Consider the following 18106-nt stretch of genomic DNA (forward strand, 5'->3'; position numbering starts at 1 on the left):
GAATTGCATCTATCAGATCAAACAAATTGCAAAGCCAATACTCTCCATTTTTCACAGTCCACCGTCCTCTCTTGAGCATAATCAAAAATAAGATGTGTATTCCTCAAATCATTGTTCTCATTAAAGGTTGTCCATAATGGTTTCAAATAGTGTTTCTCCTGGCTACACAGTAAGAATGAACTCACCCTCGGTATGGTTGTTTCCCTTCTAAAGCAAAGAAGGCGCCAGTTCCGGAAACCTCGTAACTTATTAGGAGCGTAGGTTGATTGGTTGGATAACTGTTTGCAGGTATAAATAATCATCCTTCTAGGTCATTATCGCCAGTCCCTAAGTTTTCATCAAGATTACGTGTGGAGAAGTATATTTCGTAACGAGCTTCCGAGGGATTCGTAATATCATAGATAAATAGTCTCTATTCTTGCAAAGAGTTTATGAATCAGGATCAGTTGAATAGTAAAAATGAATGATTAGGTTAACAAATTTTCCCTCAATAGGTTATAATTATATTTGAATGTTAATTAAAATGTTTAGGAGAAAGACAAATGAAAGAAATACAATGTTATAGATTCGAATCAGAGATTGAGGCAGATATAGATTTAGTTTTTGAATGTCTTAATAAAGATCAACATGTATTAAAATGGAATACACAAATCATTGAAAATCATTATGATGGAGCTGAAAGTGATTTAAAAGAAGGATCGATGTTCACTACAAGGCAGAAAATTGGAAAAAAGGTGTATGAGTTACAAGCTGTTTATTCTAAGTATGATCCACCTTTTTATGCTGTAGTAGAGACGAAGACGAAAGAAGGAATAAGTAGGACAGAATACATTCTCGAAATCCTCCCAGAAGGAACAAAGTTTATAGCGAATGTTACATTGATTCCATCAAACTGGATATATAAATTAGTTACAAATATGATGAAATGGTCATTTAAATATGTTTATGATGAGCAGTTTAATCAATATATAGAATATATCTATCAAGTTGAATATGAGAGAAGATGAATAAACTGAGAGTAGCCCTTTTTCTGGCTACTTTTTTTATGATAAAAAAAAGTAACAGCTTGATTGTACGCTAAAGCCAGTTCATATAGAGGATGACCCTTTTACATGTTACTTCGTATAGGTCTATAGGGAGGAGGATTGTGAAAACTAGTGAGCATAGGAGAGGGAATTTATCTTGTATTTGAAAAAAATTAAAAAAAGAAAGATAAGAGCTAATAGTGAAAAAATAGCTCTTATTCACATTTACTGAGTAAATATTATATTTTCTATTTCTTTAAGAATTTCAAAAGCCCCTTCTGATTTATTTGAGCAGACAACTATGGTAAGAGCTTGTTTTGGATAATGTACTGAACGATAATTTACTCCTGGATCATATCCCATCTGAATATATTTCACGATACCCAGTTCATTTGCTTCCATATAACCACCGTAACCGTAAAAGATATCTTCTGACACGTTTACTTGAGGAATCAATAAGTTTCGAGTCATATCTTTTGTTAAGAGTTTGCCATTCATTAACGATTCCCAGAATATCCCCATATCAATTGCAGTAACATAGGCACCGCCATCAGGTCCACCTTTTACAGGTAGAGAAAAAATATTCGATCTCAACGTTCCATCTGGTTTTTCCAAATATCCCAATGAAACGCTTTCGGGTAGTTCATCCATTGAAAAATATCCTGAGTCAGTCATGCCAGCTATTTCAAAAATATTTTTATTGATATAGTCAACAAAATTCATGCCACTGATATGTTCAATAATAAGGCCTAAAATAATATAGCCAGTATTATTGTATTTAAAAGGGCTATCCACTTTGGTTTTCATTTTTTTATATTGAAACATTGGCAAAAAGTCTTTTACAGAACGAATCTGATACATTGGCCTATCTTTCCAAAGGTCTTCATAATCATCCATTTCATCTTCGTCAAAATAATCCGGAATGCCAGATGTATGAGTTAGTAAATGATGAATGGTAATTTCTTTATCAAAATATGGAAATTCAATATCTAAACAATCGATGATTTTCGTGTCAAATGTGATACTACCTTCTTCTACCAACTTACAAATTGCAACAGATGTAAAGATCTTACTACCAGATGCAATTGAAAAGCGAGTATGTGAATGATTTTTGATTTTTTCAGAATGGATTGCGTAACCAAAGTTCTCTGTAAATATTGTACGATCATGCTTCTGTACACAAATACTCCCGGAAAATTGCACTTCCTGTTGCTTTTTTGTTAGACTATTCCATTTCGTTTGTTTATCCAATTTTAATTCCTCCTGAATGTGTATTTCATGAATTCATTTAATGAGGCACATTCAATTAACTTCTTCAATTTTGATAAAGAATCATTTTACTCTCCTCCTTCTCTTTTGAGCATAGCATGTTTCAATTTGTTAATACGATGATATATATTAATTTTATATAAAAATAGACAAAAAGAGCAGGAATTCATAGAGCAGATAAGTAGATTCAAACGCTACTCACTCAATACATAATAGAAATGACATTCAGTACCAAGGAGGCAAGTTTGTTGAACAAAAGATAATAGCTTTGTCATGTTTACAAAAATGTATAAGGTTTATAGAGTTTTGTACTAGTAAAAAAACTTTATATTTCTTTTCGTTTTAAGTCTTGTTACTCTGATTATATCTTGCAAAATGATAACAGATGAAACTAACCCCGCTTCTAACCGTATATTAGTAAAATCAGTCAGAAGGAGAATAAAGATGGATATAGATTTACCAATACCAAAACAGAGATTATCTAAGAATAGTATAAAAGCGATGCTAATTAGTGAACTAATTGGGAATGCGATATGGTTGCCAATTCTTGCTATACTTTTTTACGTTGACGCTCGATTTGATTGGTGGGATTGGGTAGGATGGGTTCTATGGGTTGTCCTTGGTCTTACTGTTTTATCTATGATTTATTCGTTAACGATTCAACCATACCTATTATATAAAAACTTCCGTTATGAAGTAGATGAGGAATTCTTGCAGATTAAGCAAGGAGTATTTATAGAAAAATATGAATTAGTACCAATGACAAAGATTCAATCTGTGGCAACGAATCAAGGACCAGTTCAGAGAAGGTATCAATTATACGGTCTTTCTGTCGAAACGATGAGTTCAACCCATACAATCCCTATGCTATCAAAGGAAATAGCGATGCAACTGAGAAATACGATTGCTTATTATGCAAAAATAAAGGAAGTAGATGAATAATGGATTACAGACGATATTCTCGCTTAACCATTGCTTTTCATATATGGGGTGTTTTGAAGTTTTTCTTTTTTGCTTTTCTTTACTTATTTATTTTTAATCGAGAGGCCGATTGGATTGGTTACGGTAGAATTATTGCCGCCATACTTCTTATTCTTTCTATTATTTTTGTTATCTTTAAATGGCTGACTACAACTTATAAGATAGATGAGGTCGCTTTTTACTTACGTGAAGGCTTTTTCACAAAACATAAACGAACCATTCCTTTTAGTAAGGTTCAAAATGTAAATAGACATACGACTTTTCTACATAAGTTAATAGGAAAGACCTCCTTGAAGTTTGAGACAGGTATGTCTGGTGAAGGTGGGACAATAAAATTCGAGGTGCTTTCTAAAGAAGAAGCGGACCATTTGGAAGACTGGATAGAAAAAAGTACACGTAATATCAAAGTGTCCGAAGGTGAAGAGGAAAAGGTAGAAGAATATATAGAAGATAGAAAACTGCATTTTGCTGCCAGCAAGAAGGATATTATAAAAGCTTCAATGACGTCATTAAGCTTTTTGCTTTTAATTCCTGCTTTAGGCTCACTGTTTTTTATGATCAATGATTTTATTAATGTCGAGAAAGAAGCGGAAGGTGCCATTCACTTTATATTAAGTGCCTGGTGGTTAACGGCACTTGTTGTTATTTTTCTTATTGTGGCTTCAACCATATTTGGCATGATAAAAACATATATAAAATATGGTAATTATCGAATTTATTCAGATGTTGATAGGATTTATATCTCTAGAGGCGTACTAGATGAAGTCAGCTTTTCTATTTCAAAGGAAAAGGTCCAAGCTGTCGAAATAACGCAAACGTTAATGAAAAGAATTTTACGTATTGCAGAAGTGAAACTAACGAGTGCTGGTCAGACAGGAGGAGGAGGCGGGGATTCCTCAATGGAGACAAGCTCTTTGTTCCCTTTTTTACCGCAGAAGGATGCCTTTCGTCTAATATCTGAAATATTACCAGACTATGAAGTAGAAGAAGAGATGCACAAGCTTCCGAAAAATGCTCTTTTTGCCAGGTTGTTGAAACCTAGTTGGCTCTGGATCATTGCAACGGCATTATTATATTATTTCCAACCAAATGTGTTAAATATGAATATTCCATGGTGGTTGTTTTCATTGCTTGTACTTATTTTAGTTGTTTTACTAAGGTTCCTAGATTACTATAATAGCCGCTATGTGTTGAATGAGCGTTTTATTCAATTAAAGACTGGGAGCTTAGCGACGACGTTATTTCTAACTAGACGTGATAAAGTGATTGAAATTGAAATGAATAGGGGACCCCTCGAGAAATTACTAGGCATTGCTAAGATTACGACTATCAATCGAGCGCAACCTGTGCGACACACTCACATGTATGGTGTACCCGAATCCTTCCGTTTAGCGTTTTATCAATGGTATAAGAAGAGAGGATCAGAAATTGAATTAAAACAATAGATAGGGTGAATGTAAAATGAAAGCTGTAGTGATAGAGTCGTATGGTTCCTCAGACGTATTACAAGTAATGGATATAGACATACCACGGCCTTCTGCTCATGAAGTGCTCATAAAAGTGGATAAAACAAGTGTGAACTACGCTGATATTAAAAATCGCCAAGGGTTGAAGAAGAAAATAGAAGGTCCCACGATTCTTGGCCTTGAAGCGGCAGGAACGATTGCCGAGGTAGGTTCTGAAGTCAAAAAATTTAAAGTGGGGCAAAGAGTAGTAGCTTTTCCTGAAAAAGGATCCTATGCGCAATATACTGTGGCAAACGAAGCACTTACATTTGCCATCCCGAACGAGATTGATTTTACTACTGCAGCAGCAAGCCCTATTGTTTCCTTTTTATCCTACCAATTATTGAAGGACATCGCACGGATGCAATTAGGAGAGACTGTACTCATTCATGCAGCAGCTGGTGGTGTAGGCTCTACAGCCATCCAAATGGCAAAGGTATTTGGTGCGAAAACTGTAATTGGCACTGTTAGTAGGGAAGAGAAGTTTTCCACTGTGTTGGCAGCAGGAGCTGATTTGGCCATCACGTATGAGGATTTTTCTTCAAAAGTAAATGAATACACCGATGGAGATGGGGTTAATCTTATCTTAGATTCTGTTTCTGGCTCTGTATTTGAGGAAAGCTTTGCATGTTTAGCTCTATATGGAAAGATTGTGCATTTTGGCAATACGAGTAATCAAACGGGTAGGATCCCAACAACTGCTCTCCATAGCAGTTGTCGTTCAGTCCTTGGCTTTAGTTTTGGTACGACAAGAAAGAAAAGGCCAGATACAATCAAGCCCGTTGCCGATGAAGTATTTAAGTTATTGGTAAACGGGGATGTCCAAGTGAAAGTAGGGGCAGAATACTCCTTGTATGAAGTGAAAAAAGCACATGAGATGATAGAGAATAGAGAGAATACTGGGAAAATCGTTTTAACAGTATCCTAGAAGAGGAGTGTTTTAGTTGATGGATTTCAAAGAGGTAATGAATGAATTAGAAGCATTAGGAAAAGAGCGAACGAAAAAAATTTATCTCTCAAACGGTGCACATGAGCCACTTTTTGGTGTTGCAACTGGAGCGATGAAACCGTTTGTGAAAAAAATAAAGATTGATCAATCATTAGCTGAGGAGTTATATGCAACAGGAAATTATGATGCGATGTACTTTGCGGGCATTATTGCCGACCCAAAAGCAATGACAAAGGAAGATTTTAATCGTTGGATAGACGATGCGTATTTTTATATGCTATCAGACTATGTTGTAGCGGTTACTTTAGCTGAATCACCGATTGCCCAGGAAGTTGCCGATGAATGGATTGCCAGCGGGGATGAGCTGAGAATGTCTGCTGGTTGGAGTTGTTATTGTTGGTTATTAGGTAATCGGAAAGACGACGAATTTGACAAGAGCAAATTATCGGATAGGCTAGATCAGGTGAAGGAGAACATTTATGACGCACCTTTAAGAACAAAGGTATCAATGAATAACTTCTTATATACCGTTGCGATCTCCTATATTCCTCTAAGTGAAAAAGCAGCTGAAGTGGCAGAGGAAATCGGAGCCATCGAAATCAAAAGAGAGAGAAAGAAGAATGGCGTCCTTCATGCGTATGAAAATATTCAAAAAGACTTAGATAAAGGTCGTTTAGGTTTTAAGCGGAAATATGTGAGATGTTAGAAGTAAAATGAAGTTAGGATCAATTCTATTGATCCTGGCTTTTTTGTTAGTTTTCTAATCATTAACACGCTTACATATATCTTTGCGAATATATCAAGCCATAAATCAGAAGAGAAGTGTTCAAATTTAGGATTTACGAACACGCCATGCATTTTTTTAATTTAACATAAATTTCTAATTTCATTTAAAATATATGCAATCCCCGTATTGTCTACAATGAATGGACATCCCATATGACTAAGAAAAGATAATTATCACCTCTTTAAGTTCTTCCTGTAACATTGCAATAACCAACCTTTTTTTACTCTTAGTTTCCCTTACATTTCATAATATTCCCCTTCTGCCGAATTTCTTTTGTTCGTATTAAAATCTGTTTGAGAACATAACCTTAACGATTTTTATCATAGTTTTGCTTACACGTTTATAAACTGATGAAAAGGGCTTGCCTATAAAAATAAGCGTATAGGGGGAAACAATTTGAAGCGAAGTGTTTGGAGGAAGATTGTCCTGTTAGTCGTTGTTGCCATCGCTCTAGCTGGTTGTTCGGGAGGCGGTTCTGAGACTGGTGGAGCAGTCATTGAGAAAGGAAATGATCGAGTATTAACCGTTGCAGTTGGAACGGATATGGTGACATTTGATATTCATGACCATAATAATACGTCGACGGAAGCGATTCATGTGAATATGTTTAATTATTTATTTAAAAAAGATAAGGATGGCAATATTCATCCAGAGCTTACCACCGGCTATGAGAAAATCGATGACTTGACCTATCAGGTAAAACTAAAGGAAGGTGTTACTTTTCATAACGGTGATCCTCTCACAGCGGAGGATGTGAAATTTACGTTAGAAAGAGTAGCAAAAGATGACACTTTGCAGGAGTACCCCAATTATAAGCAGATAAAAGAAATTCAAGTGATTGATGAGCTCACTTTCAATATTGTGACACAATCACCAGAGCCTTCCTTATTCCACCGTTTATCCAGACTTGGTTCAGGTATCTTGCCTAAGAACTATATTGAAGAGAATGGTTGGGAGCATTTTCTATCTAATCCTGTTGGTACAGGACCATTTCAATTCAAAGAATGGAAACGTGATAATCGCATCGTTTTCACACCATATGAGAATTATTTCGCAGGAAAAGTAGAAGAATGGGATGAGCTTGTTTTCCGAGTTATTCCAGAAAACTCAACAAGAGTGTCAGAGCTTTTAACAGGTGGGGTTGATATGGCTGTTAATATTCCTCCGTCTGATTGGGAACGAGTGAATAGTAATGAGGGGACATCTATTGTACAAGAAAGGTCAAACCGAGTCGTAATGCTAATTTTGCGGGCGACAGAAGGGCTTCCAACTGCTGATGTCCGTGTACGTCAGGCTTTAGACTTTGCTATTAATAACAAAGCGATTACCGATAATGTCTTGCAAGGTGGAGGTATTCCAACAAGAACAAGAGTAGGTCCAGGTAATTTTGGGCATCATCCTGACCTTTATGATACTTACAATTATGATATTGAAAAAGCAAAAGCATTACTAGCTGAGGCAGGTTATCCAGATGGCTTTGAGATGACTTTGCATTCACCGAAAGGGCGCTATTTACAAGATGCAGAAGTGGCAGAAATGATAGCGGGTATGCTTGCGGAAATTAATGTGAAAGTAAATATCGAGTTCATGGAATGGAGTAATTTTGTAGAAATGCGTACGGCTAACGAGAATAAGGATGCTTATTTAATCGGTCTAGGTAATTCCATGTTTGACGGTGCTTACTCGGTCGATTGGTATCGTGCTGAACGTTTTGAAGGGCATACAGATTATAAGAATGATCGAATAGAAGAATTGCTCGCAACCTCTGCCGTCAATATGAATGAGGAAGAACGAGCCAAGCAAATACAAGAAATTGAAGCGATTGCCGCTGAAGAAGTGCCACATATTATGCTTCATGAGGAAAAAATCAATATCGGTGTAAATGATGCGATTGATTTTGTTCCTACCCCAGATGAAATGATTTATGCACCAACTATTAAAAGGAAAGCAAGTGAATAAATAAAGCTGATATTCGTGGGTGAATGGATGGTTCCATCCATTTCCCCATCTCTATTACTTTTCGCTATAGGGGGACAATAGTGGGCAAATATATTATGAGACGATTACTTCAAATTATACCGGTGCTGTTTATCATTTCTTTTATCGTGTTTTGCCTTGTTTATGTGGCAGGCGATCCTGTTGCATTAATGTTACCTGAAGATGCGAGTCAAGAGGATATATTACAACTTCGCGAATCACTAGGGCTAAATGAGCCTTTTTATATTCAATATTTCAACTATATGGTCGGACTTGCCCAACTTGATTTTGGTGAATCATTTCGTTATAACACGAGTGCCTTACCTATTGTGTTGGAGCGCTTACCGGCGACAATTGAATTAGCTGTAGCAGCTATGATTGTGGCCATAATGATAGCTATCCCTCTTGGTATTTGGTCGGCGACGAAGAAGAATTCTGCTATCGACGTCGTAGCGACAGGGGGAGCGGTAATCTGGAAGGCGATGCCGAATTTTTGGTTAGGGATTATGCTCATTTTGATTTTCTCCGTCATGTTAGGATGGTTCCCGGTTTCAGGGCGGGGTACATGGAGTCATCTGATCTTACCGGCAATTACGCTTGGCACAGGGATTGCTGCTGAGATGACCCGGTTTATTCGCTCAAGTATGTTAGAAATTATGAACCAAGACTATGTTCGTACGGCAAGAAGTAAAGGGTTAAAAGAGTTTTTTGTTATCCATAAACATGCTTTTCGTAATGCCCTTATTCCAGTTGTTACGATTACCGCGCTACAAACCTCAACCGTTGTTGGAGGCACATTAATAACCGAGAGCGTATTTTCATGGCCAGGGTTAGGACAACTACTCATTCAAGCAGTGAATACAAGGGATATGGCAATCGTACAGGCTAGTGTGTTTATTATTGCATTTATTGTTATTGCTATGAACCTACTAGCAGATATTCTTTATAAATTATTGGATCCCCGCATTACATTTCGCTAAGGAGGAGTGGTTGTTTTGGAATCAAAGGAAAACCAATTGTTAGATGTCTTAGTGAAAAGTAAGCAGGGTCACCTCAAGCGGTGGCTCAGATTATTATTAAAAAGTAAGACGGGTACTATTGGCTTACTAATCGTATTACTCATTATTTTTATAGCGATATTTGCGAAGTTATTAGCACCCCACGATCCGAACCAGATTAATGCGGCAATGATGTTGAAACCCCCGGCTTGGGTAGAAGGTGGGGTTACTGACTATACTTTAGGAACAGACAATCTTGGTAGAGATATTTTAAGCAGAATAATTTATGGCTCACAAATTTCTTTAGTTGTTGGGGTTGCCTCTGTCATCTTGGCAGGTATTATTGGTATTTTTATCGGTCTAGTTTCAGGTTTTTATGGTGGTTTCCTAGATAATATTTTAATGAGAATAGTTGATTCCTTTTTAGCGATACCAACCATCCTCTTTGCGCTTGTCATCTTGACTGTTTTTGGCCCAAGTGCGTTTACGTTGATTGTTGTATTAGGTGTAACGAATTGGGTGCAGTACGCTCGTTTAATACGAGGAGAAGTACTGTCTTTAAAAGAAAGAGAGTTTGTCAGGGCTGCAAGGTCTATGGGAGTGAGGGATCATAAGATTATCCTAAAACATTTATTGCCAAATGTAATATCCCCGTTCATTGTCATTTCTACATTAAGCGTGGCAACCACGATTATATTAGAAGCTTCTTTAAGTTTTCTAGGTTTAGGAATTCAACCACCGACCATTTCTTGGGGGGGCATTTTAAGTGATGGTAGAGATTATGTAGCAACCAGTTGGTGGTTGGCGGCATTTCCTGGTTTAGCGATAACAATCACCGTCCTAGGCATGATTTTCTTAGGTGATTGGCTAAGAGATGTGTTAGACCCGAGAGAAAAGAAAGTGTAGGAGGAGGGAATTGCGTTGGGCCGAGAGAGCTTGTTAGAAGTGCGTGACTTGAAGACTTATTTCTATACGGAAGATGGTGTGATTCCTTCTGTTGACGGTGTGTCATTTACGATAAAGAAAGGCGAGACTGTCGCTGTTGTAGGAGAGTCAGGCAGTGGTAAAAGTGTAACATCTTTATCTATTATGGGGTTGCTAGATGCTGCTGGGAAAATTGAAAGTGGCACCATCATATTTGAAGGTAATGATGTAACAAAACTATCAAAAAAAGATCGAAGGAAATTGCGCGGAAATGAGATGGCGATGATATTTCAAGAACCACTCACCTCTCTTAATCCTTTATTTACAGTAGGTAATCAAATTTCTGAAGCAATTAAAATCCATCAAAAAGTAGATAAAAAAGAGGCGAAAAAGAGAAGTATCGAGATTTTAAAAAAAGTAGGCATAGCTCGTGCGGAGAAGATATATCATTCTTATCCTCATCTATTAAGTGGAGGCATGCGTCAACGTGTAATGATTGCGATTGCCTTATCATGTAACCCGAAACTATTAATTGCAGATGAACCGACAACCGCACTCGATGTAACTATCCAAGCGCAAATACTTCGATTAATGAAAGAGCTGAAAAAAAACAAGCAAACTTCTATTCTATTTATTACACATGATTTAGGCGTGGTAGCTGAGATGGCTGATCAGGTGATTGTCATGTATGCTGGTCAAGTTGTTGAATATACGGATGTGTTTACACTGTTTAAAGAAGCTGCTCATCCTTATACGAAGAGTTTATTAGCTAGTACGCCTAAAATCCACGAACAAACAGAAAAACTGCAAGTCATCGAAGGAACTGTACCCAATCCGAATGCTATGCCAAGTGGATGTCGCTTTCATACACGTTGCCCATATGTAATGGAAAAATGTATGAATAATGAGCCCGTACTTACCAACATCCATAACCGTCATCAAGTGAAGTGCTGGTTATATGAAGAGGAGGGGTGACAAAGACATGACAGTTATTTTAAGTGTAAGGGGTTTAAAGAAATATTTTGATGTGACTGAAGGGTGGTGGAAGAAGGAAAAACAATACTTAAAAGCAGTTGACCACATATCCTTCGATGTGAACGATGGGGAAACATTAGGGATTGTTGGGGAGTCTGGTTGTGGGAAATCGACAACAGGTAATTTAATTATGCAGCTGTTAGAAAAAACAGAAGGAGAAATAATATTTCAAGGAGTAGACCTTTCCACTCTATCCAAACAAGAGCTAAGAAAGAAACGGGCGGAAATGCAGATGATTTTCCAGGACCCTTTTTCCTCGTTAAACCCTCGGATGAAAGTATTTGATATTATTGCAGAACCGTTATTGACCCATCTTAATTTAAGTAGTGAAAGATTGAAGGAAGAAGTTTTGTCGTTGATGGATCAGGTAGGTCTTGATCGTTCATATATTCACCGCTACCCCCATGAATTTAGTGGTGGTCAGAGACAAAGAATCGGCATTGCTCGGGCCATTGCATTAAAACCTAAGCTCATTATTTGTGATGAGCCTGTATCTGCATTAGACGTTTCCATTCAATCACAAATCCTTAATTTAATGTCTAAATTACAGAAAGAGTTACGATTAACCTTTATCTTTATTGCACATGGCCTACCAGCAGTTAAATATATTAGTGATAAAATTGCGGTCATGTATCTTGGGAAAATTGTTGAACTAACGACAAAAGAAAAACTCTTTTCAAAACCCCTTCATCCGTATACAGAGGGACTTTTATCAGCAGTTCCCCTTCCTGACCCGATGTTAAGGAATAAAAAAGAAGGTGTTATTTTGGAGGGTGATATTCCAAGCCCAACCAATATTCCTTCTGGCTGTCGTTTTCATCCACGATGTCCACATGCACAAGAAAAATGTAAGAAAGAGGAACCAACATTTATTGCCCATGAGGAAGAGCACTATGTTGCCTGCCATTTTCCATTAAAAGAGGGTGTTGGTGTGTTGGAAAAATAGATAAAGGAGATGTATAAAAGGTGGAGGGATATATACAACAGCGAAAAACAGAAATGCTGCAATTAATTGAAAAACTTGTCAATATTGATAGTGGTTCATATGTAAAGAAAGGGATAGATGAAATCGGGAGAATTCTACAGAAAAAATACGAAGAAATTGGATTTGTTGTAGAGGTGAAAACAGAAGCAAAATACGGCAACCACCTTGTTATTCGACATGAGCATAGTCTGCACCCCAAAATTATACTGGTAGCCCATATGGATACGGTTTTTCCTGAAGGTACGGTGAAGAAGCGCCCGTTTCAAATGAAAGGAAGCAGAGCTTATGGACCTGGTGTCGTTGATATGAAGTCGAGTTTAGTTGAGCTTTTATATGCTATGAAAGCATTAGTACACTGTGGGTCAAATGCCTGTGAGAACGTGCAAATTATCTTAAATGGTGATGAGGAAATTGGTTCACCGTCATCGCGTGAATTAATAGAGGAACAATCGATGGGAAAAGAATATGCACTTATTATGGAGCCGGCAAGAAAAGATGGTTCACTTGTGACAGCAAGAAGAGGCGGGGGAAGATATAAGCTCATTATTAAAGGCAAAGCCGCCCATTCAGGTATTGAGCCAGAAAAGGGAAGGAGTGCGATTGAAGAACTAGCTTATAAAATCATCCAGCTGCATAATTTAACAAATCATGAACAAGGCATTAGTGTTAACGTAGGCATCATTTCTGGTGGTTCTTCTGTTAATACCATTTCTGATAATGCCGTCGCTCATATTGATATTCGCATCACTGAGAAAGAACAAGCACAAGAATTAGAAAAGAAGATTAAAAGAATATGTGCCAATACAGAAGTGAGAGGAACGGAAATTCAATTAGAAGGGGCAATTAGCAGACCACCAATGGAATACAACGAGCAAACAGAAAAGCTATTACACATTATTCAAGAAGTAGGCGAAGAAATTGGTCTTCATGTCCATAATACTGCAACGGGTGGGGGTGGCGATGCCTCTTTCACTTCAGCAACGGGTGTGCCTACAGTTGATGGTCTAGGTCCAGTTGGTGGGAATGCTCATAGTAAAGAGGAGTATATTGAAATTGACACATTAACAGAAAGAACCATTCTTCTTGCAAAGACAATTGAGCGTTTGTCCCGATGATTTTTTTGGAAGCTACCACTCGTTTGGTAGCTTTCATTATGGAGTTGTGAGGTCATATCCTAAAGGTCATTCAGAAGTATAAGTTGTAAATTTTTTGTATCAATTATTACAGGAAAGTAATTTTCTTCTCTATATGTATACATTTTTACTCGAAGGGACCTTAAAATTTGTAGGTGATGGCCTTTCTATACTAAACTACTCTAAAGCGAACATCATAAAGTTATGTTGTTCCTTCAAATGAGGTGATTAGAATGGAATTTAATCAGCTAGCGAGCAGTGTAGTAATTGAAATGGTAGAGGGACGCCCCTCTTTAAGATCATATAGTGACCAGCTAGAACTGATTGGTGTTGGAAGAAGCGCTTTTGTTTTCAAAATTACGAAGCAAGCGATTGCTATAAAAGTATACTTCCCACAAATGGAAGATATCGCAAAGGTGGAAGCGGCAAATTATCAACGAATTCAAGGTAATCCCTATTATCCACATCTTTATGATTATGGTGATTCTTATATTGTCATCGACTATATAGAAGGCTTTACGCTCTTCCAATGCTTAGAGAAAGGTATTCATATAAAAACAGAACATATAGAGTCTGTCCAATTAGCCTTACGTTCAGCTACAGAAGCAGGCCTGAAGCCGTCAGATATACATTTGCGCAACATTATGATTGATCGAAACGGTAATATAAAACTGATTGATATTGCTCGTTTTAATTCGAAAAACATCGATAAACAATGGACAGACTTACAGAATGCGTACTACCGATATTACGCCAACAAATGGTTCCCGAAGAAAATCCCTACAGTCATCTTGAATTTCATAGCCGACATATATAAAAAGAGATTCCTTCCAATGTCTGTGAGAAAAGTAATCTTTCAGGATAAAAATGGGATACATGTATAATAGAATGATAAAATCAAACATGAACAACTCTTGTATAAAAAGGAGTGTTCATGTTTTTTTGTTGTTTTAGACAGTGAGATTGATTTTGGAGTCATAGGGGATACCTGAAGCCCAAGCAAAACCAAGTGAAATTGATAGCTATGAAAAGGAATTGTTAGATCTGTAAACAGTGTAATGTCTAAGACTATGTATGTTGATGAAAATAAAGTTGAGATGAGCAAAACAGAACAGTCAGGTGAATTGAAGACGGAATCTTTTTAAGATGCGATATCATACAAAGGAACTGTTAAGGAGTAAAATATGATGATGAAGTTGAATATTCAGTTTCCTTCAAATCTGTTAAGATGAACAATGAAGATGTCGTAGAAGATGTTGACTCATTGAATATAGATTTGCAGTAGACAGGGAATATAAAAGTGTTTTTCGAATGAAGCGGAAATATGGATGAAAACCATATGGTTGCATCCAAGGTTTGGGCTATTGCTCAATAGTATAAAAAAAGACATTAGTGAAGAAGTCCATGTTTATGAACATGCTTCTACAGAAGAAGTATTATAAGCTCATTTAACGAACAATGTGTAAGCTAGGGTTTAAGTACAGTTGGATAAGATAAATTTGACGATCAAATGATAGCTAAAGCAAGTTTAGGCGAAAGATGGGATTGTACTCAGTCTTGTGTAGCGTTTAAAGTGTTTGTATTTATAGCAATTGTTGGTGTTGTGGAGTTGCTTGTACAGTTGGTGTTCCGGCTACAGCAGGAACAGCTTGCTATGCATGTATAAACACTGCTGGTATTCTCGGAGCTACAACAGTTCTTAACTGTTTCCAAGATTGTAGTTGATTCACTAAACAGTTAGGGTGATAAGAATGATGAAAATTATGTTTTTGCTTGGAGCATTCAGTGTAGGCCTATTTGCATTCTTAGATAAGCATTTTTGGGGCTTGATGCTTGGGCTTGCATTCTTTTTTATTGGTTTATATTTCATTAAGCCGCGCTTTAAAAAAATGAATGATTAACGTAAGTGCTAATTGGGGTTCTGGTGTCAAAACGCATGTATCTATACACTTACGAGGCAGGTAGTGATGTTTTAATGTATAAATGCTATTATTAAATTGATTTTAAGGATGGAAGGAGCATTACTTATGTGTTGTGCATGTTTTCCAGTTGTGAAAGAACACTCTATCTTAAATTGAAAAATAAACAATAGATAGAGGGGTTTATATGTTATTTCAAAAAAAATTAATTGAGCGTGTTAAAAATAAATGTGAGTTAGACAATCATATAGCTTCTGCACTGATGTACGGCTCTTTTACCAAAGGTGAAGGTGATCAATATTCTGATGTTGAGTTTTATATCTTCATTAAAAATCACATGAACGCTAATTTTGATTCAAATACTTGGATTAAAGAATTATTTCCAGTCGAACTAATATTCTTCAATGAATATGGTACACAAGTAGCTATATTTAGTAACCTTGTGCGTGGAGAATTTCACTTTCTACCTGAACAAAAGATGGGTGTCATTAAAGACTTTAAACCTACAGGGGTATTTCCAAATCCAGAGAAAATGTTTATTTATGATAGCACCAATAAACTGTTTCCTCTTTTAGAATACCTTAATGAAGACGATCCAATAAGAAAAACAGATGAAAATATAAATTTTGCTTTTAATAGTTTTGTTAATTATTGGATATTCGGTATTAATGTGCTAAAAAGAGGGGAATATGCTCGATCACTAGAAATTCTCAATGGTGTTCAAAAACAAATTTTACAACTCATGAGAATACAAGAAGATACTGTAGAACGTTGGCTAAATGCCACTAAAAATCTTGAAAAAGACTTGAGTAAACGTTCATATGAAAAATTTAGGGCGATTACTGCTAATCTTAATGAGAAAAGTATAAAACAAGCATATACTAATTCAATTGTATTAGCCGAGAGTTTACACGTAGACTTATCAAAAGAGTATACAGTAGGAATTGAACAACGACTACTATCCCAGCTTCATACACTTTTAATAGATTAATTTAGTGAGCTTCCTAAACATTAGGGAGCTCTTTTTTTTAATGATTAAACTAAATCAAACTAAATCACACTCTTACTTATATCATATTTATCCTTACTATTGAATCAATTTGGTTTCTGATTAAATATGATTTAAGGGTGAAATAAAAGAAGAAGTGAAGAAGGCCTTATTTGCAGGCTCTGTTCACTTCTTTTATTTTACCTATACTATTCACTTCATTAAATGCTTATTTTCACTCCAAGTTTTTAAAAATTTAAGAGAGTTTTAAGAGAATGATTATATAAAGGATATAAACAAAAAATTATGAAGTGGGTGAACGGTATAATGAGTATGTGCAAGGATGACAAACAATTAGACGCTGAATGGGTTCATCTAATATTAAAAGCGAAAGAGATTGGTTTAACGATAGATGAAGTAAAGACATTTTTAAAAACGGCCAAGACTGAAGCCAAGTAAATAATCGACTTTTCTTATTTATTAATTTCTTGATATAAATTAATTAAAATTGGGTCCGGGTCTATATTTAGATCGGTAGAGAGTAAGGCTTTATAATTTTTATATAATATGATCGCTTCATTCCGATTTCCTCTTTTTATTAAAAGGTTCATGGTTTGCTGAATATTTTTATCCATATATGGATTCAATTTGCGTTGCAAGCTAAGGTAAAACAGGGCTTTATCTGTATGGTTAATGTAATAATACTCAATAATACTGTCTAACAAATACATAGTAATAGTAAGTTTTTCCTGTGCGATATCATTTGCCCAATCGTAATAATTCCATTGCATGTATGAACCGGTATATTGACTTATTGCTTCTTCTGCACTACTAATGGATTTAATATCATTCTTTTTGAAACTATGTATAGCCTCATTAAATATTTTTAAATCTGAATGGATATTCGGAATGGATAAGATATAGCTCTGATTGGCAAACTTAATGCAATTTGAATAACCAAGAGTGTTTAACATTTTTCTTAAGTATGTTAGACATGTATGAAGGTTTATCTTGGCTTTTTTACTATCCTGATTTGGCCATATGTTTTCAATTAGATGATCTCGGTGGACGTATGTATCCATATAAGTAAAGAGGAATGCAAATAATTCCTTTACTTTAGATGTTTTAAATTGAAGTGGCTCTTTATTTAGAAAAACGTTAAACTCGCCGAAGCATTGAATATAAAGTGGTATTTTTTCTTTTGGAGCTTCATCCTTTCTATTTTTCTTGATTTTTTCTATTAATCTGTCAACCGTCGTTTTTAATCTTTTGGGCATAACAGGTTTCAATAAATAATCAATAGAATTGATTTCAAATGCTTTGACAGCATGCTGGGCATGGGCTGTAACAAAAACAATAAATATGGATTCATTAATCGATAAAATAGATTCAGCTAAATCTAAGCCGTTGCCTTCAGTTAACTCGATATCTAAAAAAGCAACATCTATCATTTCTTGTTTTATATCTTCTAGAATATTTGTCTGATACGAATAAGCCTTAACAATTTCAATTTCCGGAAATGCATGCAATTGTTTAGTTAATAAATCAAGAGAAAGCTTCTCATCATCTACTAAAATGGCTTTAATCATCTAACGACTCCTTTGAAAAATTATTGGTGATATTATACAATG

Annotated in this window: 18 protein-coding genes; 15 read left to right on the top strand and 3 right to left on the bottom strand. The window is 36.0% G+C overall.

Going from position 1 to position 18106, the window contains the following annotated elements; genetic code table 11:
- Nucleotides 1-17: 17 nt before the first annotated feature.
- A complete protein-coding gene (locus MKX67_RS04125) occupies nt 18-146 on the bottom strand; it encodes a hypothetical protein (RefSeq protein ID WP_307314985.1) in 129 nt (42 codons plus the stop codon).
- Between the two features lie 396 nt (nt 147-542).
- On the opposite strand from MKX67_RS04125, the gene MKX67_RS04130 reads away from it, so the two are divergent.
- Nucleotides 543-1007, top strand: coding sequence for an SRPBCC family protein (locus tag MKX67_RS04130; protein ID WP_095370529.1), 465 nt, complete (start codon nt 543-545; stop codon nt 1005-1007).
- 243 nt (nt 1008-1250) lie between these two features.
- Here MKX67_RS04130 and MKX67_RS04135 read toward each other — a convergent pair whose 3' ends face one another.
- Nucleotides 1251-2276: a serine hydrolase gene (locus MKX67_RS04135; protein ID WP_307314983.1), complete on the bottom strand. Its 1026-nt coding sequence runs from the start codon at nt 2274-2276 to the stop codon at nt 1251-1253.
- A gap of 462 nt (nt 2277-2738) precedes the next feature.
- On the opposite strand from MKX67_RS04135, the gene MKX67_RS04140 reads away from it, so the two are divergent.
- From MKX67_RS04140 to MKX67_RS04205, 14 genes are all read left to right on the top strand, one after another.
- Nucleotides 2739-3236, top strand: coding sequence for a PH domain-containing protein (locus tag MKX67_RS04140; protein WP_095370527.1), 498 nt, complete (start codon nt 2739-2741; stop codon nt 3234-3236).
- Nucleotides 3236-4720 (top strand): PH domain-containing protein, encoded by a 1485-nt coding sequence (locus tag MKX67_RS04145; protein ID WP_342488898.1) that lies wholly within the window; start codon nt 3236-3238, stop codon nt 4718-4720. The genes MKX67_RS04140 and MKX67_RS04145 overlap by 1 nt, the downstream gene beginning before the upstream one ends.
- 16 nt (nt 4721-4736) lie before the next feature.
- Entirely contained in the window at nt 4737-5708 is a 972-nt protein-coding gene (locus MKX67_RS04150; protein WP_307314976.1) for a zinc-binding dehydrogenase, read from the top strand.
- 19 nt (nt 5709-5727) lie between these two features.
- Nucleotides 5728-6435 (top strand): DNA alkylation repair protein, encoded by a 708-nt coding sequence (locus MKX67_RS04155; protein WP_322910220.1) that lies wholly within the window; start codon nt 5728-5730, stop codon nt 6433-6435.
- Between the two features lie 477 nt (nt 6436-6912).
- Nucleotides 6913-8475, top strand: a complete 1563-nt coding sequence (locus tag MKX67_RS04160) for an ABC transporter substrate-binding protein (RefSeq protein WP_341049918.1) — start codon at nt 6913-6915, stop codon at nt 8473-8475.
- Between the two features lie 80 nt (nt 8476-8555).
- Nucleotides 8556-9473, top strand: a complete 918-nt coding sequence (locus tag MKX67_RS04165) for an ABC transporter permease (protein WP_095370522.1) — start codon at nt 8556-8558, stop codon at nt 9471-9473.
- 36 nt (nt 9474-9509) lie between these two features.
- Nucleotides 9510-10397 (top strand): ABC transporter permease, encoded by an 888-nt coding sequence (locus MKX67_RS04170; protein WP_342489255.1) that lies wholly within the window; start codon nt 9510-9512, stop codon nt 10395-10397.
- A 15-nt stretch (nt 10398-10412) separates the two neighbouring features.
- Complete coding sequence (locus tag MKX67_RS04175) at nt 10413-11390, top strand: ABC transporter ATP-binding protein (protein ID WP_342488899.1); 978 nt, start codon at nt 10413-10415, stop codon at nt 11388-11390.
- A 7-nt stretch (nt 11391-11397) separates the two neighbouring features.
- Nucleotides 11398-12396 carry an oligopeptide/dipeptide ABC transporter ATP-binding protein gene (locus MKX67_RS04180; protein ID WP_157733791.1) on the top strand — a complete coding sequence of 333 codons (999 nt, stop codon included), beginning with the start codon at nt 11398-11400 and terminating at the stop codon, nt 12394-12396.
- Nucleotides 12397-12416: 20 nt separating this feature from the next.
- The gene (locus tag MKX67_RS04185) at nt 12417-13550 is read left to right on the top strand and encodes a M20 family metallopeptidase (RefSeq protein WP_095370518.1); all 1134 of its coding nucleotides are present in this window, start codon (nt 12417-12419) and stop codon (nt 13548-13550) included.
- A gap of 251 nt (nt 13551-13801) precedes the next feature.
- Entirely contained in the window at nt 13802-14452 is a 651-nt protein-coding gene (locus MKX67_RS04190) for a protein kinase family protein (RefSeq protein ID WP_328198427.1), read from the top strand.
- An 867-nt stretch (nt 14453-15319) separates the two neighbouring features.
- Nucleotides 15320-15469, top strand: coding sequence for a hypothetical protein (locus MKX67_RS04195; protein ID WP_341049924.1), 150 nt, complete (start codon nt 15320-15322; stop codon nt 15467-15469).
- A 205-nt stretch (nt 15470-15674) separates the two neighbouring features.
- Nucleotides 15675-16478, top strand: a complete 804-nt coding sequence (locus tag MKX67_RS04200; protein WP_341054326.1) for a nucleotidyltransferase — start codon at nt 15675-15677, stop codon at nt 16476-16478.
- Nucleotides 16479-16802: 324 nt separating this feature from the next.
- Complete coding sequence (locus MKX67_RS04205; protein WP_341054327.1) at nt 16803-16934, top strand: anti-repressor SinI family protein; 132 nt, start codon at nt 16803-16805, stop codon at nt 16932-16934.
- Between the two features lie 14 nt (nt 16935-16948).
- On the opposite strand, the gene MKX67_RS04210 is transcribed toward MKX67_RS04205, so the two are convergent.
- Nucleotides 16949-18064: a response regulator gene (locus MKX67_RS04210; protein ID WP_342488900.1), complete on the bottom strand. Its 1116-nt coding sequence runs from the start codon at nt 18062-18064 to the stop codon at nt 16949-16951.
- Between the last annotated feature and the right edge of the window lie 42 nt (nt 18065-18106).

Source organism: Cytobacillus sp. FSL W7-1323 (genome assembly GCF_038595015.1).
Lineage (GTDB): Bacteria > Bacillota > Bacilli > Bacillales > Cytobacillaceae > Cytobacillus > Cytobacillus kochii.

Coding starts and splice junctions, on each gene's coding strand:
- MKX67_RS04210 (WP_342488900.1), bottom strand. CDS start 18,064: ATGATTAAAGCCATTTTAGTAGATGATGAGAAGCTTTCTCTTGATTTA.
- MKX67_RS04195 (WP_341049924.1), top strand. CDS start 15,320: ATGATGAAAATTATGTTTTTGCTTGGAGCATTCAGTGTAGGCCTATTT.
- MKX67_RS04205 (WP_341054327.1), top strand. CDS start 16,803: ATGAGTATGTGCAAGGATGACAAACAATTAGACGCTGAATGGGTTCAT.
- MKX67_RS04130 (WP_095370529.1), top strand. CDS start 543: ATGAAAGAAATACAATGTTATAGATTCGAATCAGAGATTGAGGCAGAT.
- MKX67_RS04155 (WP_322910220.1), top strand. CDS start 5,728: ATGGATTTCAAAGAGGTAATGAATGAATTAGAAGCATTAGGAAAAGAG.
- MKX67_RS04145 (WP_342488898.1), top strand. CDS start 3,236: ATGGATTACAGACGATATTCTCGCTTAACCATTGCTTTTCATATATGG.
- MKX67_RS04200 (WP_341054326.1), top strand. CDS start 15,675: ATGTTATTTCAAAAAAAATTAATTGAGCGTGTTAAAAATAAATGTGAG.
- MKX67_RS04140 (WP_095370527.1), top strand. CDS start 2,739: ATGGATATAGATTTACCAATACCAAAACAGAGATTATCTAAGAATAGT.
- MKX67_RS04150 (WP_307314976.1), top strand. CDS start 4,737: ATGAAAGCTGTAGTGATAGAGTCGTATGGTTCCTCAGACGTATTACAA.
- MKX67_RS04190 (WP_328198427.1), top strand. CDS start 13,802: ATGGAATTTAATCAGCTAGCGAGCAGTGTAGTAATTGAAATGGTAGAG.
- MKX67_RS04180 (WP_157733791.1), top strand. CDS start 11,398: ATGACAGTTATTTTAAGTGTAAGGGGTTTAAAGAAATATTTTGATGTG.